This is a genomic window from Vibrio sp. 10N.247.310.98, from assembly GCF_041467395.1.
GTDB classification, from domain to species: domain Bacteria; phylum Pseudomonadota; class Gammaproteobacteria; order Enterobacterales; family Vibrionaceae; genus Vibrio; species Vibrio crassostreae_C.
Window position 1 is genome coordinate 1 of record NZ_JBFSUL010000050.1, and the last position, 23,912, is coordinate 23,912.

Annotated in this window: 18 protein-coding genes and 3 pseudogenes; 8 read left to right on the forward strand and 13 right to left on the reverse strand. The window is 44.0% G+C overall.

Going from position 1 to position 23,912, the window contains the following annotated elements; translation table 11 throughout:
* The first annotated feature begins 315 nt into the window (after positions 1-315).
* Positions 316-456 carry a group II intron maturase-specific domain-containing protein gene (locus tag AB6E78_RS17315; RefSeq protein WP_372112270.1) on the forward strand — a complete coding sequence of 47 codons (141 nt, stop codon included), beginning with the start codon at positions 316-318 and terminating at the stop codon, positions 454-456.
* Between the two features lie 277 nt (positions 457-733).
* Here the strand turns inward: AB6E78_RS17315 and AB6E78_RS17320 are convergent, their stop codons facing one another.
* Complete coding sequence (locus tag AB6E78_RS17320) at positions 734-1,738, reverse strand: hypothetical protein (protein ID WP_372133995.1); 1,005 nt, start codon at positions 1,736-1,738, stop codon at positions 734-736.
* 1,084 nt (positions 1,739-2,822) lie between these two features.
* Between AB6E78_RS17320 and AB6E78_RS17325 the strand changes: the two genes are divergently transcribed.
* Complete coding sequence (locus AB6E78_RS17325; RefSeq protein ID WP_372112266.1) at positions 2,823-3,479, forward strand: 2OG-Fe dioxygenase family protein; 657 nt, start codon at positions 2,823-2,825, stop codon at positions 3,477-3,479.
* A complete protein-coding gene (locus AB6E78_RS17330; RefSeq protein ID WP_372133996.1) occupies positions 3,463-4,698 on the forward strand; it encodes a cysteine desulfurase-like protein in 1,236 nt (411 codons plus the stop codon). Before AB6E78_RS17325 ends, AB6E78_RS17330 begins: the two co-directional genes overlap by 17 nt.
* 175 nt (positions 4,699-4,873) lie before the next feature.
* Here the strand turns inward: AB6E78_RS17330 and AB6E78_RS17335 are convergent, their stop codons facing one another.
* A complete protein-coding gene (locus tag AB6E78_RS17335; protein WP_017063583.1) occupies positions 4,874-5,545 on the reverse strand; it encodes a type 1 glutamine amidotransferase domain-containing protein in 672 nt (223 codons plus the stop codon).
* Between the two features lie 215 nt (positions 5,546-5,760).
* Between AB6E78_RS17335 and AB6E78_RS17340 the strand changes: the two genes are divergently transcribed.
* Positions 5,761-6,645 carry a LysR family transcriptional regulator gene (locus AB6E78_RS17340; protein ID WP_372102888.1) on the forward strand — a complete coding sequence of 295 codons (885 nt, stop codon included), beginning with the start codon at positions 5,761-5,763 and terminating at the stop codon, positions 6,643-6,645.
* Positions 6,646-6,949: 304 nt separating this feature from the next.
* Positions 6,950-8,242 carry a diguanylate cyclase domain-containing protein gene (locus AB6E78_RS17345; RefSeq protein WP_372102886.1) on the forward strand — a complete coding sequence of 431 codons (1,293 nt, stop codon included), beginning with the start codon at positions 6,950-6,952 and terminating at the stop codon, positions 8,240-8,242.
* A 132-nt stretch (positions 8,243-8,374) separates the two neighbouring features.
* Here the strand turns inward: AB6E78_RS17345 and AB6E78_RS17350 are convergent, their stop codons facing one another.
* Positions 8,375-9,199 (reverse strand): DUF2797 domain-containing protein, encoded by an 825-nt coding sequence (locus tag AB6E78_RS17350; protein WP_029235797.1) that lies wholly within the window; start codon positions 9,197-9,199, stop codon positions 8,375-8,377.
* Positions 9,200-9,502: 303 nt separating this feature from the next.
* Here AB6E78_RS17350 and AB6E78_RS17355 point away from each other — a divergent pair, with 303 nt between their 5' ends.
* Positions 9,503-10,798 carry a GGDEF domain-containing protein gene (locus tag AB6E78_RS17355; protein ID WP_017066188.1) on the forward strand — a complete coding sequence of 432 codons (1,296 nt, stop codon included), beginning with the start codon at positions 9,503-9,505 and terminating at the stop codon, positions 10,796-10,798.
* Positions 10,799-11,060: 262 nt separating this feature from the next.
* Here AB6E78_RS17355 and AB6E78_RS17360 read toward each other — a convergent pair whose 3' ends face one another.
* From AB6E78_RS17360 to AB6E78_RS17370, 3 genes are all read right to left on the reverse strand, one after another.
* Complete coding sequence (locus tag AB6E78_RS17360) at positions 11,061-12,431, reverse strand: DASS family sodium-coupled anion symporter (protein ID WP_017059762.1); 1,371 nt, start codon at positions 12,429-12,431, stop codon at positions 11,061-11,063.
* Positions 12,432-12,627: 196 nt separating this feature from the next.
* Positions 12,628-13,428, reverse strand: a complete 801-nt coding sequence (locus AB6E78_RS17365) for a vancomycin high temperature exclusion protein (RefSeq protein WP_372133997.1) — start codon at positions 13,426-13,428, stop codon at positions 12,628-12,630.
* Between the two features lie 172 nt (positions 13,429-13,600).
* Complete coding sequence (locus tag AB6E78_RS17370) at positions 13,601-15,289, reverse strand: NAD-dependent malic enzyme (RefSeq protein WP_017059764.1); 1,689 nt, start codon at positions 15,287-15,289, stop codon at positions 13,601-13,603.
* 183 nt (positions 15,290-15,472) lie between these two features.
* On the opposite strand from AB6E78_RS17370, the pseudogene AB6E78_RS17375 reads away from it, so the two are divergent.
* A pseudogene (locus AB6E78_RS17375) lies at positions 15,473-17,851 on the forward strand (helicase-related protein).
* A gap of 203 nt (positions 17,852-18,054) precedes the next feature.
* Entirely contained in the window at positions 18,055-18,432 is a 378-nt protein-coding gene (locus AB6E78_RS17380; protein ID WP_017059766.1) for a hypothetical protein, read from the forward strand.
* A 182-nt stretch (positions 18,433-18,614) separates the two neighbouring features.
* On the opposite strand, the gene AB6E78_RS17385 is transcribed toward AB6E78_RS17380, so the two are convergent.
* The 7 genes and pseudogenes from AB6E78_RS17385 to AB6E78_RS17415 all read right to left on the reverse strand — a co-directional run bounded on the left by AB6E78_RS17385 (position 18,615) and on the right by AB6E78_RS17415 (position 23,858).
* Positions 18,615-19,718, reverse strand: a complete 1,104-nt coding sequence (locus AB6E78_RS17385; protein ID WP_017055177.1) for a phosphoribosylaminoimidazolesuccinocarboxamide synthase — start codon at positions 19,716-19,718, stop codon at positions 18,615-18,617.
* Between the two features lie 327 nt (positions 19,719-20,045).
* Positions 20,046-20,453, reverse strand: coding sequence for a SulA-like leucine-rich domain-containing protein (locus AB6E78_RS17390; RefSeq protein ID WP_017055178.1), 408 nt, complete (start codon positions 20,451-20,453; stop codon positions 20,046-20,048).
* Positions 20,454-20,803: 350 nt separating this feature from the next.
* A complete protein-coding gene (locus AB6E78_RS17395) occupies positions 20,804-20,992 on the reverse strand; it encodes a hypothetical protein (RefSeq protein WP_017070242.1) in 189 nt (62 codons plus the stop codon).
* Positions 20,993-21,157: 165 nt separating this feature from the next.
* Positions 21,158-21,595 (reverse strand): annotated as a pseudogene (locus tag AB6E78_RS17400) (hypothetical protein); the annotation flags it as partial.
* 80 nt (positions 21,596-21,675) lie between these two features.
* Positions 21,676-22,243, reverse strand: a pseudogene (locus AB6E78_RS17405) (tetratricopeptide repeat protein); the annotation flags it as partial.
* A 157-nt stretch (positions 22,244-22,400) separates the two neighbouring features.
* Complete coding sequence (locus tag AB6E78_RS17410) at positions 22,401-23,069, reverse strand: OmpA family protein (RefSeq protein WP_372134003.1); 669 nt, start codon at positions 23,067-23,069, stop codon at positions 22,401-22,403.
* Between the two features lie 99 nt (positions 23,070-23,168).
* Complete coding sequence (locus tag AB6E78_RS17415) at positions 23,169-23,858, reverse strand: DUF2786 domain-containing protein (protein ID WP_372133998.1); 690 nt, start codon at positions 23,856-23,858, stop codon at positions 23,169-23,171.
* Positions 23,859-23,912 lie beyond the last annotated feature (54 nt).

A 23,912-nucleotide genomic window follows, 5' to 3' on the forward strand; every position in this document is an offset into this window, starting at 1 on the left:
AACGATTGTTCTGGTTAAACTCTAGGAACGTGGCCAATATCAGTTGACCACTACACAACACCCTAGCACTCACCCAATTGTGGTTATCAGGAGGAACGTCCTCTCACGAATTCATTCCCGCTCAGCAAAGGCTGAACTTCGTTACATTGTCGGGTTCGCTGCTTTATTCAGAACCCTAGGGTCATCTGGTGATACAGATGGTTCACACTTGTTGCGGTGAACAGCACTTCATACGACTTCAGGTCGCACGGACAGAAGCGTGTCAGTGACTTTCCTAAATTAGTAATCAATATATAAGAATCGGCACAAGCTCAAATGAAGAAGCGAGCACGTGGAATAACGATCCGAAATAGAGGTCAAGAGTTAGAGGTGTTAATCACAGAGTTAACTCAATCCCTACGAGGCTGGCAACACCACTTCAAACTCGCCACAAGTCAAAGTGCCATACAGCGCTAAGATGAGTGGATGCGGCGTCGTTTAAGATACTACCGCTTGAAGCAACACAAACGCAGGCACTGCCATAGCGACAAGGTGTAACAGAGCGAAGTGCGTGGAAGCTAGCAATGTCAGATAAAGGTTTATGGCGGTTGGCGTTAACGGCACCGGTAAATCATGCTATGCCACTCAAATGTTACGGTGAGATGGGTATGAGTCACTATATTAGGAGTCATACGGCTCACGCTTGTACGGTAGTGTGAGAGGATAGAGGCCAGAAGGCCTCCTCCTACTCGATTTAATTAGTACCGAACATCAATTCCGTTCGAGCATTCAATTTAAGAACTCTTGGAACCTCCGAGAATTCACCTTTATTTGCATAGTCCATTAGTACATTCATTTGATTCTTAGCCATCTGGCTTAGATTGTATGAGTTTAACCAATAGAAGGACGGCTGATACAAGTACATTCCTTCTTCGTCGGATTTAATTTTAGATACAGGGAATACATCAGGTAGAACTGTATGTACTACAATGAAATCACCCTTTTTAGGAACTACTTCTGAGTAAGAATTGTTGTTGTCTGCTCCATAGTAATATTGAGCCCAGTAAGATGTGTAAGCATAACAATCTTTTGATTCTTCATGACCTGAAGTTGCACCTGCCTTGTCTTTCATACTCTGATAGTCGTACTGAGAGGCACAGAGAGCGGTTTTATCATTATTTAGCGGTGCAACATATGTCAAAGGATAGATTCTATTCCAATTTATATCTTTACCATCCACTAAAGTTACAGGGTTGAACCCAGCATCTTTGTAGGCGTTAGAAGCAACTTGTAACTGAGCTGTATGAGCTTTATGTACGGCACTTTCTAACTCAAGAAGGCTCATGTCATTTTTAGGAACGATACTAATGAGAACATTCTTTTTGTATTTCTTTGTCATAGAAGACTTAGTAGCTTGCAAACCAATTAGTCGAGTAGTTGCTTGAAAAGGGTTGAATGCAGAGGTGAAAGTACCAGCAGCGACACCAACTTGAGTTGCACTTAAAAAGACATTGTGATTTTTGTTACTGAAGTCATCCAAATTGTTATATCTAGTTGGGCTTTGACGCGAATAAAGTGACATTACCTGCATGGCTTCGCTATGAGTGATGGTTTCTCCCTTTTTGGTATAGTTGAAGCTTTGAAAAGGGGCAGCGTACTCAAGGCCGCGCTCCGTTTGGGAAGAGTGGATTGTTACACAACCAGAGATTGTTGATAATGCGATTAACGTAAGTGTAGAGGCTTTTACTAATGATTTCATTTGCTTATGTTTATCCAATTTAAGGTTGTTTACATTATATGAATAATAAATATTTCAACACTGATCACCATCGCAAATTCTGAAGATATCGAGATGTTGTCTAAAACATTTAGGGGGAAAGATGAAGCAGCAGGTAAGGTTTTCTTACCTGTTGCTAGCGTGTTTCGGGGCAACGACGATTTACGAAACAACTTGTTTCGCATTTTTGCAAGACCCTCTTGCAAAATTTAGGTATTAAAATTTTTCCAACAGGCTGTTGGACAATTGGGACATGTAGGGGGTGTTGCAAACTCTGCAACTACTGAGGATTACTCGTACTTGTTCATTAGCTAATCCTATGGGTTTTACTGTGGCTCCTGAAACGTTTGGGGGCATAGGGAAGAGCGCCTGACGCTTGTATACATGTGTAACTTATCTAGAAACTAAATCCATCGTTCTCGTTGATTTCAAATGCTTCATGCTCAGGTTTTAATATACCACTGATCAAATCCCACCCGTAACATTCCACTTCAAACATTTTCGAGACTAAAAGAACTATCAAGTTGCGCTTTTAAAAGAAATGAGCCATTTGAGGGCGGCCGAGTTCCCCCCGAACTCGACCTGTTCCAGACGCGCAAGCAAAGGCGTTTGGTTTCTGGCGTACTCATAAATTAACCAATTTCAGTTTGTTGTGTAAATAATCAATAGTTTGGCAATTGATAGGTAGGTCGTATTTCGCGGTGCAAAAGCATAGAAATGAATGATGGCGAGTGTGATGCCTGAACTCAGGCAAGGAGGCTGGCGTATTAAAGGGAAAGGGCTGACACAATATGAAACATAGCTTGCTAGTTTATAATATCGTTAAATTTAAATTTGCAGGGATTTATAACTAGCTAGTGGAGTGTGCTAGTTTTAAGAGTTGGTCATCTTTTATTCTGGTGTTATGCACTGCTTTTGAATTTAAAGTTAGTTTTACTATCTGAATTATTATTTCTGACGGGATAAATGATTGTTTAATGTTGATTTGACAAGATCTTCAAGTATCCTTTATGTAAACAAAACGTTAAATATCGAAAGTAAATTAACAATCATTAAGGAGTCGATGATGTTACATGCTCACGAAAATACCCTACATATTACCCACCTCAGTAACCACGCAGTTGAGGAGTTGTCACCTTCATTCTCTAAGCTACCAAGTACAGAGCATGCGGATGGCCAGTTTCGATTGAGAAGGTACTCGGTGGTTCAATTCAGTAATGGACAAGTCGTTGAGCTAGACAAACATAACTTTGTTCAGTCTGAAAACATTAATCACTTTCAAGGTGATGTTGTTCGTCAGTTCGAGCCGATTGAAGCACCAATTCTAAGCAGCCAAGGCATGCAAGAGATGTGTGAACTGTTTATTGAAACCAACGGGCTTGAAGACGGACAAGAAATCGAAATCCATCAAATCCGCATCGCCGCCATTTTTGAAGAGACACAGGTTGCGCCTGAAGGCGTGCACCAAGATGGCTTCGACCACATCGCGTTAATTGGTGTGAACCGTCATAACATTGTTGGTGGCGAAATCATGCTGTACCAAGATTCACATGAAGCACCATTCTTTAGAAAAGTGTTAGGTGATGGCGAAGTGGCAATGCTTGCTGATAGTAAGCTTTGGCATAATGCACAACCGATTCGTACCATAGACCACGGCGAGATGGGCTACATGGATGTGTTTGTATTAACGGCTAAGGATGCGCGCAATGTCCTTCACTCTTAATGATGTGCGCCAACAGTTTAGCGCGTTAGGCCAATATCATAACGGCAAGCCTGTGACCTTTTTTGATGGTCCGGGTGGGTCTCAGGTGCCTGAGAATGTTTTAGCTTCAATGACGGAATACCTTGGGCATTTCAATTCAAACCTAGGTGGGCACTATTTTTCTAGCCAGAAAACGACAGGCTTGATGCAGCAAGCACGAGAGTCGGTGCAAGCGTTACTGAATGCTGAATCTTCTGGCAATGTTGTGTTTGGTGCCAACATGACCTCGCTGACGTTTCAGCTTAGCCGTGCGATCAGCCGCGATTGGAAAGAGGGCGATGAAGTTATCGTCACGGCGTTAGACCATTACTCAAATGTATCGAGCTGGCAGCAAGCGGCAGACGACAAAGGCGCGATTGTTCGCCAAGTTCGTGTAGACGAGTCGGATTGCAGCCTAGACATGGCGCACTTTGAGTCGCTGCTTAACGAGAAAACCAAGCTTGTCGCGGTGACATTTGCTTCGAACACGACAGGCTCTATTGTCGACATGGCAAAAGTTATTGAACTTGCACATCAGCATGGTGCGCAGGTTTATGTCGATGCCGTACATTACGCACCGCATCACTTGATCGATGTTCAGCAACTGAATTGTGATTTCTTAGCGTGCTCAGCTTATAAGTTCTTTGGCCCGCATGTGGGCATTGCTTATGTTGCACCTCAATGGCTACACACGTTAAAGCCTTACAAGGTAGAGCCTGCAACCAATATCGGCCCAGGCCGTTTTGAAACAGGTACGCAAAGCTTTGAAGGCCTTGCAGGTGTGATTGCGGCGGTAGATTACTTGGCGCAATTCGGTGAGCCAACCGACTCATTGCGTTCTCGTTTAGAGCAAAGCTACGCGCTTTATAATAAGCATGAAAGCCAGCTCAGTGAGTACTTCCTTAAACGCTTGTCTGATCTTGAAGGGGCAAAGCTTTACGGGAAAACAGAGTTTGATTCGAACCTAAGAACGCCAACCTTTGCGGTTACCTTTGAAAACCATTCTCCAGAGTTCATCGCCAAGAAGCTGGGTGAACATAATATCTGTGTGTGGAACGGACATTTCTACGCATTAGGTTTGGTGAAACAGTTGGGTATTGAAGAGCAGGGCGTGGTGCGTATTGGTTGTATGCATTACAACTCGATTGAAGAGATCGACTTGCTGTTCAATGTGCTTGAAGGGATCTTGCGAAGTAATTAGCGAGAAGCCATTAGCAAGAAGTAATTAATAAGAAGTCACTTGCCTTTGCTGTTTGTGCCTTTAGATCGAAAAAAGAGCATGCTTTTCTCAAGAGTATTGAGTAGGAAGCATGCTCTTTTTATTTGATTGAGCTTATTTGAACAACGCCAGTTATTCGAATAAGCCCTTGATTTAACTAAGACAGGTGCTTAACCAGAGTTGCACCTACAGCGTGCGCGCTGGTTGGGTTTTGGCCAGTAATCACTCGCTCATCAACAATCACAAGCTCTTGCCAAGGTTGAACCTTGTTGAAACGCGCTGCGCTGCGAGCAAGAGACTCTTCCAGTAGGAACGGAATGTCGTTGATGGTGCCAAAGTCGATCTCTTCTTCACGTGTAAAGCCAGTCACCGATTTAGAGCTTAGTAGCTTCTCGCCGTTGCTTAAAACAATCGGAAGCAGCGCCGCAGGGCCGTGACATACTGACGCAATCACACCACCATCTTCGTAATGCTTAGCCGCAATAGCAGCGAATTGCTCGTTGGTTGCTAGGTCTGAAAGCAAACCGAAACCACCTGGGTAGAAGATAGCATCGTAGCTTTCTGCATTAATTTGGTTTACAGGAATCGTATTGTTGATGCGGTTTTGGAAGTCATCATCAGCCAAGATCTCAGCGTTTACTGAATCCCCTTCAATATCGGTTCCGTACAATGGGCCTTTACCACCCTTGATAGAAGCGATGTCGTACTCAAAACCCGCAGCAATGATCTCTTTGAGAGCATGAGTCAGTTCAGGCGCATAAGTACCATTCGCTTGATCTGTATCGCCTAGTGTTGCGTGGTTAGTTACAGGTATTAGTATTTTTTTCATGATTCGTCCCTTTGAGCTGCTGTTTTTTTTATTTAGGTGCTGACGCTTTTCGTTAAGCACTGAAGCTTTTCGTTAGGCGCTAGGTATCGCGTTGTTACTTAGCTATCGCCGCCTTGTTGTATCTAATACTAGTTCCAAACTGATTAGGTGATAATATACGAAACAGGCAAAACATTGTTGCTATATAGCAAAGATAGAATGCGAGTAGATTAAGTATGGATAGCTTTGAAGGGATTAATGAATTTGTTGCGGTCGCCGAATGCCACGGCTTTTCAGCAGCCGCTAAACAGCTAGGTTGCAGTACCAGCCATGTGAGTCGGCAGGTTTCAAGGTTGGAAGAGAGAGTGGGAGTGGCCCTGCTTGCGCGTTCAACACGGATGGTTAGCCTGACTGAATCGGGCCACACCTATTACCAACAGTGCAAAGACTTGGTGATTGGGCTACAACAGGCCAATGAACAAGTCACGTCTCAGCAGACTCAGCTTAGCGGTACTTTACGTGTGAGTGCGGCAGGCGCGTTTGCAGAAAATCATGTCGCAGCGGCGCTGATGGAGTTTGCTAAAGATCATCCTGAGCTCACCATAGAAATGAATTTCAATACCAAGATGGTTAACTTCATCGAAGATGGCATCGATTTCGCGATTCGTTATGGTCGATTGGACGATTCAGGATTGGTGGCAAGAAAGCTGGTTGATCGCCCGATGGCAGCGGCAGCAAGCAAAGATTACATTGCTGAGTTTGGTGCTCCAGCGAATCCAGAACAACTCAAGCTGCACAGCTGTATTATCGCCAACAGTGACCAGTGGTTGTTCGAGAACGATGGAAATCCGCTAACCGCAGTCAGAGTTCATGGCCGTTGGAAAAGCAACAATTCAAGCGCTGTACTGAAAGCTTGCGAAGAGGGGCTTGGCATCGTTTATCTTCCTAAAAGCAGTTTCAATGGCAGTCTTAGCAATGGAAAACTCGTCCCTGTGTTAGAAGAGTATTGGGGAGCGGGCACAAGCAGTTGGATTGTTTATCAGAACCGTCGTTTTCTTCCACAGAGAGCACGGTTAGCTATCGACTTCTTAGTCTCATATTTCTCTGATTGGAATGAATAGTTCGTAGGTTTAAAGAATAGTGCGCAGGTTTAAAAGAATAGCGAACAGGATTTGAAGTGGTTGGGAGCGGATTCTTTCATCAGTTCAAGGCCAAAAGTAGAAAAAGATAATGGTTACATTGGTATAGGTTATCTATTTCTGTTTTTTGACGCGAATAATGGGATTGAGATGCTTGTCTACTTTTACTAACTCGTGTTGGCAATTGAGTTGTAGAGAAGGCCGCAACAGTACGATATACTAGATGGCATATTAATGTCCCTAGCGCGTGATAGATTGTGTGGAAGCGTTGGCAGGATGTGTTGTTATGCTCCAGTTCGTGAAGTATAGCTATAATGCGGAGTTGGCAATGTCTTCAATAAATTTCGAATCCACGTACGGTGTAATAACTATTCAAGATATGAATGTAGTTAGTGTTGACGCTAATTATGCTCGTATTTATGGATACCAATCACCCGAAGAACTACTTTCTAATATCGATAGCTTTCTAGATTTAATCTCAGAAGATTACCATGTTTTAGCTTATCAAAATTACCTTGAAACGGTCAGCGGTCAACGAGATCCTCAGGTTCATACTTATACCAATGTTGATCGTAACGGTAGAGAGTTCACAGTGTTTTCTATCGACCATGTTACGGAGTGGCAGGGAAGACCTGCACTGCAAGTCACGGTTATCGATCTATCTCCTGCTATTCAGTTGCAAAATGCGGTGCGTGAGCAAGATAAGATGTATCACGATATGATCATGCAATCAGGACAGGGCATCTTGGTTCATCGAGATTTCAAACCGTTGATGGTCAATCAATCTTGGGTCAACATGCAAGGCGGCACGTCCATCGAGCAAGTATTAGAGCTAGAGTCGATTCTTGAATTGGTACCAAAACAGAATACGGATGGTATCAGTAAGCATTATCAAGCGATTGTGTCTGGTGAGTTGTCAGGAACTAGTACCGTGGTTGAAAATATAGGGTTCGACGAGGTTCACCGGTTCTTCAATATTTACGACAATGCGATTACTTGGAAAGGTCAGCCAGCGGTTCAGGTGGTGCTCGAAGATGTGACTCAAAAAGTAATGTTGGAGAAACAGTTACTTCATCAAGCGAATTACGATGAAATGACCAATTTGCTCAATCGAAGAGCGATTTACGATTGGCTGAAAGCGTATCTTGCTTCCGATAATCATGTTGTATGTATGCTACTTGATATCGATGACTTTAAATCGATCAATGATACTTACGGTCATATGGTAGGTGATGAAGTTATTTGTGCTTTGGCTAACATTACCAAGCGCAGTGCCGAGAAAGCCGGCGGAGTCGCAGGCCGTTGGGGGGGCGAAGAGTTCATTATATTTATCCCAAACACGTCTCTTGAAACAGCACACGAAGTGTCAGAAGAGATTCGCCAACAGTTCAATCAAGTTGAATTCAGAATCGATGAACAGTTACGATTTAATTCGAGTGTCAGTATCGGAATCAGTGATAGCCAAGCCTGTGAAGACGGTGTCACGATTGATGCACTCGTGAATTTAACCGATCAATCTCTCTATCGCGCGAAAGCCAACGGCAAGAATTGTGTAGACGGAGATGTGGTTGCGCTCTAACGCCTAAAATCGTCATCGAAAGCGAATAGGATCGACAACGAAAAATGCCCTCAAGTCATCACTTGAGGGCATTTTATTTTTTGGCTATTCACTAAGCGCTTCTAACTATAAGAAACGTTTAAGTTCTACAAGTTATGCAGACACTTCCACTTCGTAAGAGCCAAATTTACGGATGTTAATCACGCCCGTATCTAAGATTAGGTATTGGCCTTTAATACCTTGCAGCACACCAGATACTTCAGGGTTCTTGTCAAAGTTGTGCGACACAATCTTCACTGGGTGCTGTTCAACTGGGTAGCTCAATGAAGTGATGTTTTCGCTCAGAATCTCGATAGCATCATCACCAAACTTCGCTCTGATCTCTTGGATTTTATCCTCAACCAACGGCAACAGTTCTTTGGCTTTTTCTACCAATTCCATATCGTCGCCGTCGCCTTTAAGCAGCGTGCGCCAGTTGGTTTTGTCAGCAATGTGCTTTGCTAACTCAACTTCGATCAGGCCAGAAATCTGACGTGTTTTTACCTTCAAGATAGGCAAACCTTGAGTCGCGCCTTGGTCAATCCAACGGGTAGGGATTTGAGTGTGACGAGTGATACCTACTTTTAGGCTTGATGTGTTCGATAGGTAAACGAAGTGATCAACCATGCAGTTCTCTTCACCCCATTGAGGCTCGCGACACGTGCCTTCATCGTAGTGACAAGTCTCTGGCTTCATGATGCACATGTCGCAGCTTGCTAGCTTTTTCATGCACACAAAACAGTGGCCTTGAGAGTAGCTCTTCTTAGTTTTCTTACCACATGAGCAGCAAAAAATATTGCCGGTGTGAGTGAGGTTGATGGTTTTACCAATCAGAGGGTTTAGCTCTACAAACTCTTCGCCTACAGGCAAACGGTAGGTAACCGCGCCATCAAGGGAAGCACTCATCTTTTTGAGTGTTCCTTTTGCTAATAAAGACATGACATTACTCGTTGTATTTTGATTATTATTTCGTCGACTCGATTGCGCTGTGAGCAGGCAGTACGGTTAACGATGATTATGCGATGAGTATAACAAATAGAGCCTGTTTTTATACGCAATATTACTTGATTCTCGCCGTGAATAATCAACAGCAAATACATGCATTAAAATATAGTATGACATTTTGTTCGGGCGTGATATAACGTTTTTTAGTGATTTATTGGTATTAAGATCACTAATTTATCTAACTTGTTTTTTATCGTGAAATCCCAACTATAGGGATATTAAGCAGGAAGCTTAGACGTGAAGTGGATCCATAAGATTGTTATCTTTCTAGTTATCGCAACGCTTGCCATTGTGCAGTATTACCGTGTGAGCGGAAATCGTGTGATAACGGCAATTACCCCTGATAAATATGAATTTATCGCGACCAGTGATCAAGTTGATAGGGGCGTCAGTACATCCCAATTATCCTACGAAAATGGGCAGTATATTCTCGACTGTGAACTTAAAGAGTCGGAGTATCCTTGGCCTTATTGCGGCCTATCGATTCGTATCAATCCAGACATTACCGAAGGCCTTGATCTCTCCCAGTATCACACCTTTAGAGTGAATATTGATTACCATGCGGAAGCGGACTCTCGTGGCCGTTTGAGAACTTACCTACGCAACTACAATCCTGCTTATTCTGTTCCCGATGACGAGTACACACATAAGTACAACGGGATGGAGTTTTCTCCAGGAGTCGATGGTGGTGTGATTGAAATCCCGATCAAAAATCTGCAAGTGATGACATGGTGGCTGGCTGACAACGACATTGCGTTAGAGCATTCGGCCCCTGAATTTTCGAATGTGAATATGGTTGAGTTTGCTACTGCGTCTGGAGCGAAACTCGGTCACCACAGAATCGTCATCCGCAGTATTGAGTTCGAAGGTTCGTATATCACCGCAGAAAGCTTGTTCATGATCCTACTGTTTGTGTGGGTGGGGACGGGCACCGTATTCTTGCTGTCAGAGTTAAACCGTTCAAGAAAACGCATGGTGATCGCAGAGAAAAGACATCACCACTTAAAGAACGTCAATCGCGCACTGAGAGAACAGAATTTTGAATTTTCAGAGATGGCCCATCGTGATGAGTTAACCGGAATACTAAACCGCCACGCGATTCGTGATTGGTTGAAAATGCAGTCACAACATGTGAAGCAAGGACATGGCAAGCTGGGTATGTTGTATCTCGATATCGACTACTTCAAGAGTGTAAATGACAAGTACGGACATCAAATGGGTGACCATATTTTACGCGAGTTCAGCATGGTGGTGGGCAGTTCGATCAGCGCTACCGACAAGTTGGTGAGATGGGGTGGTGAAGAGTTCATTGTTTTTTGCCCTGAGACCGAAGCCGGAGAGGCGCAGATAAAAGCTGAACGCATTCGATTATTGGTTAGCCAGCACCTTTGGGTTCATGGCGATCCGCTGACATGCAGTATCGGTGTTGCCGAGATGAAGCAAGAGCGAGTGACAGAGACCATTGCTCGCGCTGATGAAGCTTTATATCAAGCAAAGCATTCAGGTCGAAACCAGGTGATCTTGAGTCACTAATCTGAAAATTGTTTTGATGAGTTTATAAGCCACACGTGCATATGTGACGTGTGGCGTTTTTATGGTTCTTCTCCCAAAAGCCAAAAACAAAAAAGGTGGCGCGGGGCCACCAAAAGGGAAAAGCGTTTCTTGTTTTTATGCGCCCGTTCTGTTGACTGATAGTTTCAAACTGAGCGGGCATTTTTGTACTGGTTGAACTGGGGGAAGTTCAACCAGTTTAGGGGAGCATTCCTGTAAGCATGCGCTTATAGGACGTTAGTGCTTACCAGAAGATCCAAGCGAACAGAGTCAGAACTAGGATACAAACTAGGTTCAACACCATACCGATTCGCATCATCTCTTTCTGCTTGATGTGACCCGAGCCAAACACGATTGCGTTTGGTGGTGTTGCAACAGGAAGCATGAAGGCACAAGACGCAGCAACAGCGATCAGTGCAGACAAAATAACTGGCGACATACCAAGTGCTTCAGCGATGGTTGCGAATACTGGCACCAGAAGTGCTGCACTCGCTGTGTTACTCGCAAATTCCGTTAGGAATACCACGAACGCTACCACGGCTAGAATCGTAAGCAGTACGCCAGCTGTTTCTAAAAATCCGCTTAGTGAGTGTGCTAAGAATACGCTGGTTCCTGTCGCTTTTAGAATGTTACTTAAGCAGATACCACCACCGAATAGGATAAGAACACCCCAGTCCGTTGTCTTCTCAACGTCTTTCCATTCCACCGCTCTAGAAGCGCCAAGCAGTACAATTGCGCCAATCGCTACTAAGCTATCAAATTTAGAGAATCCGCCAATCATTGCGTTGATTGGTTTACCGAATATCCAAAGCGTTACGGTTAGAAGGAAGATAGACAGTGTGATTTTCTTGCTGTTTGTCCACTCAACGGGAGCGTGGTCTAGCTCGAATTTGTGGTCAAGCTTTGGCTTAGTCATCACGTAAAGAATAATCATCGCGATTGGCAGTAAGATCATTGAGATTGGAAGACCTAGCGCCATCCACTCAGTAAAGCTCAAGCCAACTTCTGCAGCGGCGATTGCGTTCGGTGGGCTACCCACTAAGGTTGCGATACCACCAATCGATGCACAGTAAGCGATACCCAGCAGTACGAACACGTACGTGTTGCGGTCTTCACTTTGGTCAACTTTGTTCATGATGCCAAGAACAAGGGGAAGCATCATTGCAGTCGTTGCTGTGTTCGAAATCCACATCGACAAGCCTGCACTCACACCGAATAGCATGAACACCGCCACCGACATTCTGCCTTTTGCAATCAGCAGAACTTTGTCGGCAATCGCCTTATCGAGCTCTTGCTTGTTGAGCGCAGCAGCAAGGGCAAAACCACCCATGAATAGGAAGATGATTGGGTTCGAGAAGTTCGCTAATGCAGCGGGCGTATTGAACACACCAAACAAGACAGCCAAGAGTGGAACGAGCAGAGCGGTGATGCTGACATGAATAGCTTCGGTTAACCATAGAACCGCAACGAACACGAGAATACTCAAACCAGTATTGACTTGTGATTCGAAAGGAAGGGTGTTGAGCAAGAGTGCGAATAGTGTGAAATTACCAATTAATATCATGCTGTTGCGGGTGAACAACCAGTGTTTCAGTGTAGTAACAAGTGCCGTCATAAGACGCTCCTTTTGTTATCCTCGTTTTATTGGTGCACGACTTCATTGAGTCGTGCTTATTATTTTCGAGGTATATAGCTTGATGTAGGGTCAGACTTTGTTGGGAGAATGTTACTTAAGTTAATAAAGGCGTGTTGGTGTGTTTTTGTGTAACAGTGGGGAAATGTGAGGCAACAAATTCAAAATGTGTAGTTTTCTACACATCTGTCTCTGCTGGGTCTGCAATAGGGTTTGTTGTAGGATCTACAACAGGGTTTACAGAGGGGTCAGTCATAGGGTTTGGAATCGGAAATGATTCCGGTTTTGGACTCGATTGAATGGGCTCTTTAGGTCCAAGGAACTTTGGCGTTGTCCCCATAATATACAAATCTAAGAAGGCTTTGGTACGCGCAAAAACTTCACGCAAACGGATAGAGGTGCCTGAATGATTAGTAGGGCCTGAAACCGCTAAACATTGTGCATGAATATCGTAAGAATTAGCGATAAATAGTGCTCTTTCACAGTGGAATTTCTGAGTAATGATCAGGAAGTTGTCGGTGTCGAAGATCTTTTTAGCGCGAACAATCGAGTCTAAGGTTCTAAAGCCTGCGTAATCGAGGTTAATGCGTTCATCGGGTACACCCGCTTTCAGCAAGTCGCGTTTCATCGTCCACGGCTCATTGTAAGAGCGATGAGCGTTATCGCCGCTCAGTAGAAATTGGTCCACTTTTTCACGATCGAACAGCTCAATCGCGGCTTCGATTCGGTGCTTATAATAGTCGTTGAGTGTTCGACCCAAATATTTGCTCGTGCCAAGCACAACGGCGACCTCAAGCTCGGGCACTTCATCTATATCGTAGATGATGCGATCTTCCGCTTGCCATGAAACCCAATAATCGATCGCAATAACCGCAGCGCTGCCTACTAAGAACACGAGGAAAGCGCCAAACAGAAAACCTTGCAGTTTTTTGTAAGCTTTTTTTATGTAGCTACGGATAATGTGAGAATCAAATTTCACTCTCGGTATGGTCCTTTCACTGAGCATTAATTTTTGAGTGCTCGATAATACCAAATAAAAATGAGAAAAATCAGTTAAAAAGACAAGACAGTTTAAAGAAAAAAGCCCCTGCAAATGCAGAGGCTCATATAAGAGTCGTTAACGCTCTTTATTCCAAGCGCAGTACGCTTTATTAGAATGCCGTGCGCTTGTAGCGACGGTAAACTGGCTGCCAGAAGTGCTGGTCAATCGCTTGTTGCAGTGCTTCTTCAGTGATCTCTAGAGCAACGCCCTGTTCAATCGCCTTTTTACCTACCGCAAGAGCAATTTTCTTAGATACCGTGTGGATCTCTTCCAATGGTGGAAGTAGAGCACCTGTGCCATTGATTGCTAGTGGAGAACACGTAGCAAGTGCACGGCTTGATTCCATTAGCATTTCGTCAGTGATGCGTGAAGCATTCACAGCCAATACACCAAGGCCAATACCTGGGAAGATGTAGCTGTTGTTACACTGAGCGATTGGGTAAGTTGTGCCGTTGTGAACGACTGGCTCAAATGGGCTACCTGTCGCAACAAGTGCTTGGCCATCAGTCCAACGAATAATGTCGTTTGGCGTCGCTTCAACACGGCTTGTTGGGTTCGACAGTGGGAACACGATAGGGCGTTCACTGTGTAGGTTCATCTCTTTGATGACTTCTTTGCTGAATAGACCTGGAGCACCAGACACACCAACCAATACGGTTGGTTTCGCGTGGCGAACTACGTCTAGTAGAGAGAAACCAGTGCCATCGCTTTCCCAGTCTTTGGTGTTTTCGTTGGTTTGAACCAGACGCTGTTGGAAATCAAGCAGGTTTTGCATGCCTTCTTGTAGCAGACCCCAACGGTCAACCATGTAAACTTGAGAGCGAGCTTGTGCATCGCTGATACCTTCAGACACCATTTGGGCAATGATAGCTTCAGCAATACCACAACCTGCAGAACCCGCACCTAAGAAAGTGATGCGTTGATCTGAAAGTTTGCTGTTTGCTGCTTTACATGCTGCAAGTAGAGAACCAACCGTTACGGCTGCTGTGCCTTGGATATCATCGTTGAAACAACAGATGCGATCTTTGTAGCGCTCAAGCAGTGGCATTGCGTTCTTTTGTGCGAAATCTTCGAACTGAACTAATGCATCAGGCCAACGGCGTTGAACCGCTTGGATGAACTCTTCAACGAATGCATCGTAGTCAGCACCCGTAATACGAGGATGACGCCAGCCCATGTACATTGGGTCAGCAAGACGTTGAGGGTTGTTAGTACCCACATCGAGCACGATTGGTAGCATGTAAGCTGGGCTGATACCGCCACAAGCTGTATAAAGTGCTAGCTTACCAATTGGAATACCCATACCACCGATGCCTTGGTCTCCCAAACCAAGAATACGCTCACCATCCGTAACCACGATAACTTTAACGTTGTGGTTTGTCGCATTATTCAGTAGGTCATCGATACGATCGCGGTTCGGGTATGAGATAAACAGACCACGGCCACGACGGTAAATATTTGAGAAGTTCTCACATGCTGCGCCAACTGTTGGCGTATAAATGATAGGCATCATTTCAGAGATGTGGTTTTGAACTAAACGATAAAAAAGCGTTTCATTAGTGTCTTGGATGTTACGAAGGTAGATATGCTTATCCATATCACTTTCGAAGTTACAATATTGTTTGTATGCACGTCCTACTTGCTCTTGGATTGTTTCGGTTGTTTCCGGTAACAAACCTTCAAGGTTGAAAGAACTGCGCTCTTCAGCAGAGAATGCGCTGCCTTTGTTTAGAAGAGGTGTACTTAGTAGAGCAGGACCAGCATAAGGGATATATAGAGGGCGTTTATCGTTGTTCATTGGATGCCTAATATGGGAGAAAGGGTAACTAAAAAATGATAACGGTTTAGTTATTCAATTGTAAATAGTTTCTCCGCGATCTGAGCAAACAAAATGATATTCTTACCTCTGTCCCACACTTATCGAATTTCAACACGATAATTCGTTATACTTTGCTCACACTTTTTCGCTACTCGCCATTTTATGTCATTACTTCCCATCGATGCTTATCAAAACGTATTCCACGAACAAATCGCTAATTCTCACCTTGTCGTAGAGGCGGAAACCGGATCAGGTAAATCAACGCGCCTGCCACTTTGGGCTTCTCAGCATGGACGAGTGCTGGTGGTGGAACCAAGACGTATCGCGTGTACGTCATTGGCTAAATACCTCGCACAGCAATCGGGTGAGAAGCTTGGTAGCAAGGTTGGCTATGCGATTAAGCTTGAGTCAGAGTATAACGAGCAAACTAACGTTGTTTTTGTGACTCCCGGTATCGCGCTGCGTTAGTTATCAGAAGACGGATTAGCCAGTTTTGATGTGATTGTGGTGGATGAGTTTCACGAGAGGCGCTGGGACATTGATCTGCTGGTGGCGATTCTGAAACAAAAAGAGAGCCATCGCTTGGTGATCACTTCAGCAACCATTGAGGGTGAGCGCCTTGCTCAGTATTTGGATGCGAATCGCATAAGCTGTGAAGGGCGAACTTATCTAGTTGAGATTGAACACAGAGCGAATGAATCCAGAACACTGCCTGATAGTCGACATCTAGGGCAGCGCATCGTGGAAGAAGTTAATCATCAGTTGATCGCTTCTTCTGGCGATATGTTGGTTTTTCTACCGGGTAAAAAAGAGATCGTGCAATGCGAACAAGCCTTAGCGAAAAATCCAGATATCCAAGTTGTTAAATTGCATGCGTCGGTCAGTGATAAAGAGCGAGATTCAGCGTTATCGGGTCGGAATATCCATACTGAAGGTAATGGTTTGAGAAAGGTCATCCTTGCGACCAACGTTGCAGAAACCTCATTAACCATTCCTGACATTGGCGTGGTGATAGATTCAGGATTAGAGAGACGCACCGTTCAGCGTAATGGCAGAACCACACTGATGCTTAAATCCATATCACGAGCGAGTGCCAAACAACGAGCTGGCCGCGCGGGTAGGGTAATGGACGGCGTTTGTGTGCGTCTATATGGAGAGCATGCGGCGTTAGAGTTAGTCACACCGCCTGAATTGCAGCGTGAAGAGCTGACCGAACCTATGTTGGCCGCAGCATGTTGTGGATCTCCGCTTGAGAGCTTGTCCTTCCTTGACCCTATTCCAGAGAAATCACTCAACAGTGCAACTCAAACCTTGCTGACGATGGAAGCGATTAACGCCGACCATCAAATTACCGAGCATGGTAAAAAGCTGTATCCGTTGCCGATTGATGCTTTGTATGCCGATATCGTTACTCGAATCAAAACCAAAGCATTAAAAGAGGCGATGGTTGATCTCACTGCGGCGCTGTCCGTTCCTGCTCGCTTGTATCAGTTACCAAACAATGCAGAACATCTTGAAGCGCTCGCGCAACAAGAGAAGGAAGGGTGTGATTTAAGCCTGTTGATTCAGATTGTGCGCGGTCGAGAATATCCGCATTTAGACATCGACCAACAGGCTCTGAATGAAGCTCAAGGATTGGCGAAGCAAATGCGGGAGGTATTTGAACTTCCTCAGCTAGAAGTCGCGTCACGTTTCCAACGCATTGAATTGCTAAAGACCATTGTGAATCTGCATCCTGAACTGGTGTTTGTGCGCCGACTGAAAAGGAAAGAAGCCTTTGCCAATGGTGTTTTAGAAGTGGTGCTCGGTCGTCAGAACCGTTTCCCTGATAATGCACAAGCGATGTTGGTGTTGGATACTCACAGCTTGCCGGGAAGAGGCGTTAAGCAAACACTGACCTTAGCGACGGTCACGACACCCATTCCTCTTGAGCTTCTCATTGATGCTGAACTAGGAGAGTGGGAGCAAGGCGAAACCGTTGTGAATGATGATGGTGTTTTTACCGAGATGGCATTGGTGTACGCAGGCCGCACGATTACAACCAAACTCGTCGCCGCTGAAGGGCAACTATCGTTAAAACCTATCGTCGACCTTGTGTTAAATGGAGAGCAGCTTCCCGGTTTTGCAAAGGCTCGCACTCAAGAAATCAAACACTGGCAGTTGTATGTGAAACTTGGTCTCGATGAACAAACTAAATACACACCAGAAATTGAGAACATTAACTTTGAGCTATGGTTTATAGAGCAGCTTGAAGTACTAGGTGTTACTGATGTCAGCGAATTGGAAATGTTCGATCATGCAGACATACCGTTCGATGGCATTCCAACTTGGCTCTACTCAGAATTTTCGGAAAAATACCCGTTTGCATTGAGCCTTGCCGACTTGCAACTCGATGTTGAATACTTGCCCGCAAGAAAGCTGATTTACGTCCATTATCAGTCGGGTAGCCGAAAGTTATCGCCAAAACGTTGGGAGCTACCGACATGGTCTGGTTGGCGTATTCAGTTCAAAAAAGCGAGTCGAATAATTGATATTAAATAGATGGATAAGTTTTATCTCTAAAATATTAATCAAATAGATGCATATATGATTTTTCAGTGCTTATTTTGTTACAAGTTTGATTTTTATATTCCTTTTTAACCAATCAAAAGGTCATAAAAGACTATTCTTCTATATCCTATTGCTATAAAGAAAGAGTTGATAGATATTGAGTATATTGTGTTGCCAAAGTGTCGGGGGACATCATGGATAAACAGGAAGAGACGCGTGTAGAGTTCGATTACACAACATTTCTTGGCGCCTCATGCAGTAAAAAATGGACTTTTCTGGAAGCACTCACCACAATTGCGCCAGTGTTCAGTACCGTCTGGCGAGATAGCATTAAAGAGTTGGGCACCCCAGAGGATCGTTTATGGCAGATGGCATTGAAATCAATGTCGACGCGTAAAAGTGATGAGTCGAACATTGTTACCTTACTCAAGCTCGCTAAGCTGGAAGGGATCAATGAGCTCAAAGTGGTGATGCCATATTCACTTGAAGAAGAGCAGATCGAGTATATTGAATCGCGCAGTCATTTAGTGATTGCGGGTAACTCTGGAGAAGAGTTCACGATTAAGCTGTAACTTCAGCTCGCCTATAATCTCTCTCGAGGAATAGTAAAAACGTACACGTAAAAAGGGCCTCAAATATTGAGGCCCTTTTAGTATCTAAAACTTGAGTCTACGAGCTTATTAGCTTTCGAGCTTTTTATTTTGAGATTAAGCGATTAAGCGATTAAGCGATTAAGCAATTAGCAATTAAGCGACTAGTCGATTAGACCATAGTCAGCGCGCAGTACATCGATGATCTCTTGCTTAGGATTTTCGCTCAGTACGATCTCCGCACCTGTGATTTTCGCTGCGATATCAAGGTAAGTGCGAGACAGAGACATTAGAGAATCCAGTGGAAGTTCATTGTCACGAGCCAATGCTTCACGTTCTGGCATACGCTCTTTATTCAAAAGAATGTCGGCATCAGGGAAGTAGTTAAGCAAGAACTGACGGAAGCCTTCTTTTGAATTCTCAACGATGTTGCCGTTGTTATATTCCTGAGTATCCCAAATGCGAGATGAATCTGGAGTACCGACTTCGTCCATGTAGATAAGCTTTTCTTTGCCTTGAGCATCGTTGACGTAGCCAAACTCAAATTTGGTATCAACAAAGGTTTGGTCTACTTTTGCTAGCGCTTGGCTGATTACGTTGAAGCCTTCTTTAAGAAGTTTTTCGTAATGCGCGATGTCGCTTGCTTGAGTAAAGTTGAATGCTGCGAAGTTATCTTCGATGTTGTTGCGTGTGATGTTCACATCGTCAGCTTCTGGAACGCCAGGAATACCTTTCAGAATCCCTTTTGTTGAAGGCGTGATCAGTAGCTCAGGCAACTTCTTGTCTTTCTCAAGGCCTTCAGGCATCTCGATACCACAGAATTCACGTTCGCCGTTTGCGTATGCACGCCACATTGAACCAGTGATGTATTGACGACAAATCGCTTCGATCATGACTGGGCGAGCTTTTTGTACAATCCATACGAACGGGTGAGGGATATCAAGAATATGACTGTCAGCAAGTCCGTTGTCTTTAAACAATTTGAACCAGTGGTTAGAGATAGCATTCAGAGCCGCTCCCTTACCTGGAACACCTTTAAGATTCCCTTCACCACGCCAGATACAATCAAATGCAGAGATACGGTCACTGATCACCATGATAGCTAGAGGCGCATCGGGTGCTACGTCGTAGCCTTTCTCTTTAATTAGTCGTTGGCTATCTTCTTCAGTTAACCAGTAGACTGAGCGAACCTTGCCACTGTGGACAGGTTTGTCAGTACGGATTGGTAGGTCATCATTTACGGCAAGAACTTGATCAGCAAGGCTCATTTAGACATTCCTATCTTTTATCAAACGTCATACAGAGAAGTGCGGTGTGCACATGATTAGACGGGCATTATACCCAATCTACTATTTGCTTCCAGAGAAAAAGCAAACGATTGCTAAATCTGTTGTTTAAATAAAAACCCCCGCCTAACAATCCGCTAAAAAATGGGCGAATTGTAGGGCAGGGGAAGGCAGTATGTTTGGACTGTGTTTTGGCGAATTGTTTCTTAAGTTAAATTAAGTTTGTTAGCTAAAAGATTAAGCTATGTTTGTGGACCATGTTTTTGAGCCAAAATGTTATTAAGCCAACATGTTATTAAGCAAGGTGGCTTAGTGAATACGCTCTGAATTTGCATCCATAAAGAAGACTTCACATTGAAAGCGTAACCCTAATGTTCTTAGGTACTGTTGGCTGAACTGATCAATCGATGCACTTGCAACAATCGCGCTCGCATTCTTAGAGCGGATTGCTTTCTCGACAGTCTCTACCTCAGTCATTTGATGAGAGGCTTTCATATGAATAACGCGGTCGCAGCAAACATTATGTTGCTTAAGCTGCTTAGCCGATGGTCTTGGTGTTTGAGCCGTAAACAGTAACCACTGATGTTGATTGGACAGCAACGCCATTCTTGCAAACAACGCTTCCTCGTTTGAATTTTTGCTTTTACGAGAAACTGATGTAAATGCGCAGTGAACTAGCGGGCTAGAGTGTTGTGCTTTAACGTGTGCTTGAATCATTTTGCTGTCCTTATATACATGCTGTATGTGTATACAGTAGTTTTAGTTACTTATAAGATCAAGCGTTTTTTGCGGGATTATTGGACGATTTCGTCTGAGGTTATGGATGGTAAATGATTAAATCATTGAAAGTATTCGATAAATTAAATTTGAATGAATCTGCTGTTTTGTATCATAAGTTGAATAAATGTGAGCTTTATACAGGTGTATACACTGGTTTTTGCAGAAAAGTACTGTATATACCTGTATAGAAGAGAGAACAAAGAACAAAGAAGAAAGAAGAAAGAAGATCTAAAACCACAGGCACAAAAAAAGCGCCTTAGGCGCTTTCTTATATTTCACGGTGTTGCTTATCTCAATGTCGCTTGGGAGAGTTTTGCTCTCATTTCAATTTCACCAATATTGAACTGGCGAACATCAATGGTTGCAATATCATTGCACTCGTTACATGCATGATGACACTTACCATCTAGGTAGTCGTGCTTTTTAACTAGGCTTGGCTTTTTGCACCAATCACAAACGCCTTCTATTGTGAACATATTCTCTCCTCACCTGTTTAAGTCAGGTGTATTTTCGGCGCAAATTATGACACAAGTAAGACCCATTAGTTAATAGTTTGTTACCCGTTTTTGAGAGGGGGATCGATTGCAACACCAATAAAATCGATATCTTTGAGATCTAGGAAAATGAAGATGTGTGTTTGTTTACGGTTTTGTAACATTTTGTAAAATGGTTTTTAGCGCATTGTTCAAACGTTTCATTTCTTCGTCACATCCGTGACCATCTGGATGGTAGATCTTTGATAGCTGTTTGTATCGGATCTTGATGCTTTTCTGGTCGGGGATTGAGCTAGGTGTGTAGCCAAATAGCGCGCAGGCCACCTGCAAATTACTCAGACCTTTGCTGTTTTTCTGCTTCTTCAATTCGTGGAACATAGTGTTCAGCTGGCGTTTTTGCTGCTTAATCGTAAGGTCCTTCGAGCTAAGCTGCGCTTCAAGTGATTGTTGTTGCTGTCGCGAATCACCCGACTTTAGAGCTTGTCTTTTTCTTGAGATAACGAGCGTCGCAATAATGCTGATGATTGAAATCAACACGGCCAACGCAGCACCAATCATATAGTCAGAGCTAGTTAGGTTAGAACTGGAGAGGTTAGAGCGTGATGCTTGGTTAGATTGAACGTGCTTAGATACCCCCTGACTGGTGTCTATTTCAGAGTCGATGCTGTCATCGAGCTGTTCTATTGAAGAGATCTGTTTTGCACGTTGCTGGTTGAATTGTGCTTCCAAAATGCGGTTGTAGCCCTCTTCTGCTTGTGGATTATCTTTTAAGGCTGCTTCATACCATAGCTGCGCTTTATCTAATGGTTGAAGGAGGTCTTGTTCTAGCGAGGATTCGTAGAGTTTTGCTACCTCGATAGGTGCGCGCTGGTTACCTTGCAACGCCGCTTTAATAAACCATTCCAAAGCAAGCTTGTTACTTTGTTCAACACCTGTACCTGCCAAGTACCATTCACCCAGTCTAAATTGCGCGTTTGGGTTGCCGTTTTCTGCTGACTGCGTGTACCAATACAATGCATCACTGGTGCTAACAGGAACGTCGACACCCGATTCATAAGCTTGAGCCAATTGGTATTGAGAAACTGGATCTTGAGGTTGTGATTCTAGTGAAAATTCATCACTGCTTGCTGCGTGCACGAAATGTGTGGTGGACAGTTGAATCGTGGAAAAGATGAGGGCTAGAAATAGTGTTCTAAGAAATGATGATGACAGAATGTTGGATAGGATCAGCAAAAGATAAGTCTCGTAAAAAAGCCCAGAATCGATATGTCAGTATGAATACGCTTTATGGTCGTTGATTATTATTATCACGTTAAATGAGTAACATAACTGATAAACAACTATATAGAGGTTAATTCAATAGATAAAGATGGACTGGGCTTTAATCGTGCTACTTAAGCGGCAAGATTTGAATTTCTACGCGACGGTTACAAGCACGACCTTGAGAGGTGTTATTGTCACATAGAGGGTAGCGCTCACCGTTACCACGAGCAATAGCACGACCTGCAGCAACGTCTTGAGAGATCAAGAATGCACGAACAGATTCAGCTCGACGCTCAGAAAGGATTTGGTTCGTCGATTCGCTGTCAGTGTGACCTTCAATCACTAGGCTAGTGTCTGGGTATTCAACTAGGATGCGAGCAACGCTGCGAAGGGTATTGTGAATGCTTGATTCCAAAGCGTAAGAGCCAGAATCAAAACCGATGCCGTTTTCTAGGCGAAGTAGAAGTTGGTTCTCACCGACACGTTCAACTTGAACGCCTGAATTCATTAGCTCTTCACGAAGGGCAGCTTCTTGTCGGTCAAAGTAGTAACCAATACCACCACCAACAGCGGCGCCACCGGCAGCACCAATAAGTGCACGTTTACCACGGTCTTTAGAGTCACCAGTTGCAGCACCAGCAACGGCACCAGCGAGTGCACCAATTAGAGCGCCTTGAGTTGCAGAGTTAGTCTCAGATTCGCCAGTTGTCGCGTTTTGGCGTTGAGTTGCCTGACAACCCGTTAAAGCGATAGTAAGCGCTAGGGCTAGTGTGATTTTTTTAACGTATTTCTCCATCATGTACTTCTGTCAAACGAATGAATCCGAGTGACAAACATAGTCCTGTAAATCTTATTGATGGTTTTTATCAATACGTCGAAGCAATGTAAAGTGGCTCTATGATTTAGTTATCTTTTTAGCTGCCTGGGTACCGCCAACTGGTCGATTAACAGACAATTTACGACCTTTCTTCAAACCAACTTCATAATCGGCGGTGAGGTTTTTCATCGCTTCTCTCAGTTGCTGCTTGAACGTTTCACGGTCGATATTTTTGAATTCTTTATCAATGTAGTTATTGATCTTGTTGTTTGATTCGTCGTCGGGAGTAATGGTTGGTAGCTTTTCAAGCGCACCTTCAACCCAGCCTGAAACAAACGAGTTCACGCGGCGTGTCACTTCTAAGGACCCTGTGCCAGAGCCAGCAAAGCTATTTCTGAATTGGCCGGTGTGTTCATTCAGTTCACGATAAATGATATCGAAAGCGAACGCTGCGAAGATCGCACGATCGGCTTCACCGATGAACTCTACACGCTTGAGGCCTTTATGGTTCAGCAGTACAGCTTCTACGCCAAATTTAGTGTTGATACCACGAATAACACGCAGCAGTGTTGAGCTGATATTTGCGGGTAATAGGTGCGTGGATTGAGTCTTGCCCATTTTGATAAATTCAATATCGTCTTTTTCGAGACCATATTTCAGCATCAAGTTATGCGCCATTTTGATTGCATTGGCAGCTTCGTTGACGTTAGCAGAATTACCAAGCTCAAGACACTTAGCTATTTTCTTTAGGGCTTTTTTCTTATCCATCGACTACTTAATCATTACCGCAAATTTTGAAAAGTCCGACATTTTACATGTTTT

What these genes read in the sequence shown, in the direction of transcription:
- AB6E78_RS17395 (WP_017070242.1), bottom strand. Translation starts at nt 20,992, where the DNA reads ATGTTCACAATAGAAGGCGTTTGTGATTGGTGCAAAAAGCCAAGCCTA.
- AB6E78_RS17390 (WP_017055178.1), bottom strand. Translation starts at nt 20,453, where the DNA reads ATGATTCAAGCACACGTTAAAGCACAACACTCTAGCCCGCTAGTTCAC.
- AB6E78_RS17325 (WP_372112266.1), top strand. Translation starts at nt 2,823, where the DNA reads ATGTTACATGCTCACGAAAATACCCTACATATTACCCACCTCAGTAAC.
- AB6E78_RS17315 (WP_372112270.1), top strand. Translation starts at nt 316, where the DNA reads ATGAAGAAGCGAGCACGTGGAATAACGATCCGAAATAGAGGTCAAGAG.
- AB6E78_RS17345 (WP_372102886.1), top strand. Translation starts at nt 6,950, where the DNA reads ATGCTCCAGTTCGTGAAGTATAGCTATAATGCGGAGTTGGCAATGTCT.
- AB6E78_RS17380 (WP_017059766.1), top strand. Translation starts at nt 18,055, where the DNA reads ATGGATAAACAGGAAGAGACGCGTGTAGAGTTCGATTACACAACATTT.
- AB6E78_RS17335 (WP_017063583.1), bottom strand. Translation starts at nt 5,545, where the DNA reads ATGAAAAAAATACTAATACCTGTAACTAACCACGCAACACTAGGCGAT.
- AB6E78_RS17340 (WP_372102888.1), top strand. Translation starts at nt 5,761, where the DNA reads ATGGATAGCTTTGAAGGGATTAATGAATTTGTTGCGGTCGCCGAATGC.
- AB6E78_RS17330 (WP_372133996.1), top strand. Translation starts at nt 3,463, where the DNA reads ATGTCCTTCACTCTTAATGATGTGCGCCAACAGTTTAGCGCGTTAGGC.
- AB6E78_RS17385 (WP_017055177.1), bottom strand. Translation starts at nt 19,718, where the DNA reads ATGAGCCTTGCTGATCAAGTTCTTGCCGTAAATGATGACCTACCAATC.
- AB6E78_RS17360 (WP_017059762.1), bottom strand. Translation starts at nt 12,431, where the DNA reads ATGACGGCACTTGTTACTACACTGAAACACTGGTTGTTCACCCGCAAC.
- AB6E78_RS17370 (WP_017059764.1), bottom strand. Translation starts at nt 15,289, where the DNA reads ATGAACAACGATAAACGCCCTCTATATATCCCTTATGCTGGTCCTGCT.
- AB6E78_RS17415 (WP_372133998.1), bottom strand. Translation starts at nt 23,858, where the DNA reads ATGGATAAGAAAAAAGCCCTAAAGAAAATAGCTAAGTGTCTTGAGCTT.
- AB6E78_RS17350 (WP_029235797.1), bottom strand. Translation starts at nt 9,199, where the DNA reads ATGTCTTTATTAGCAAAAGGAACACTCAAAAAGATGAGTGCTTCCCTT.
- AB6E78_RS17320 (WP_372133995.1), bottom strand. Translation starts at nt 1,738, where the DNA reads ATGAAATCATTAGTAAAAGCCTCTACACTTACGTTAATCGCATTATCA.
- AB6E78_RS17410 (WP_372134003.1), bottom strand. Translation starts at nt 23,069, where the DNA reads ATGGAGAAATACGTTAAAAAAATCACACTAGCCCTAGCGCTTACTATC.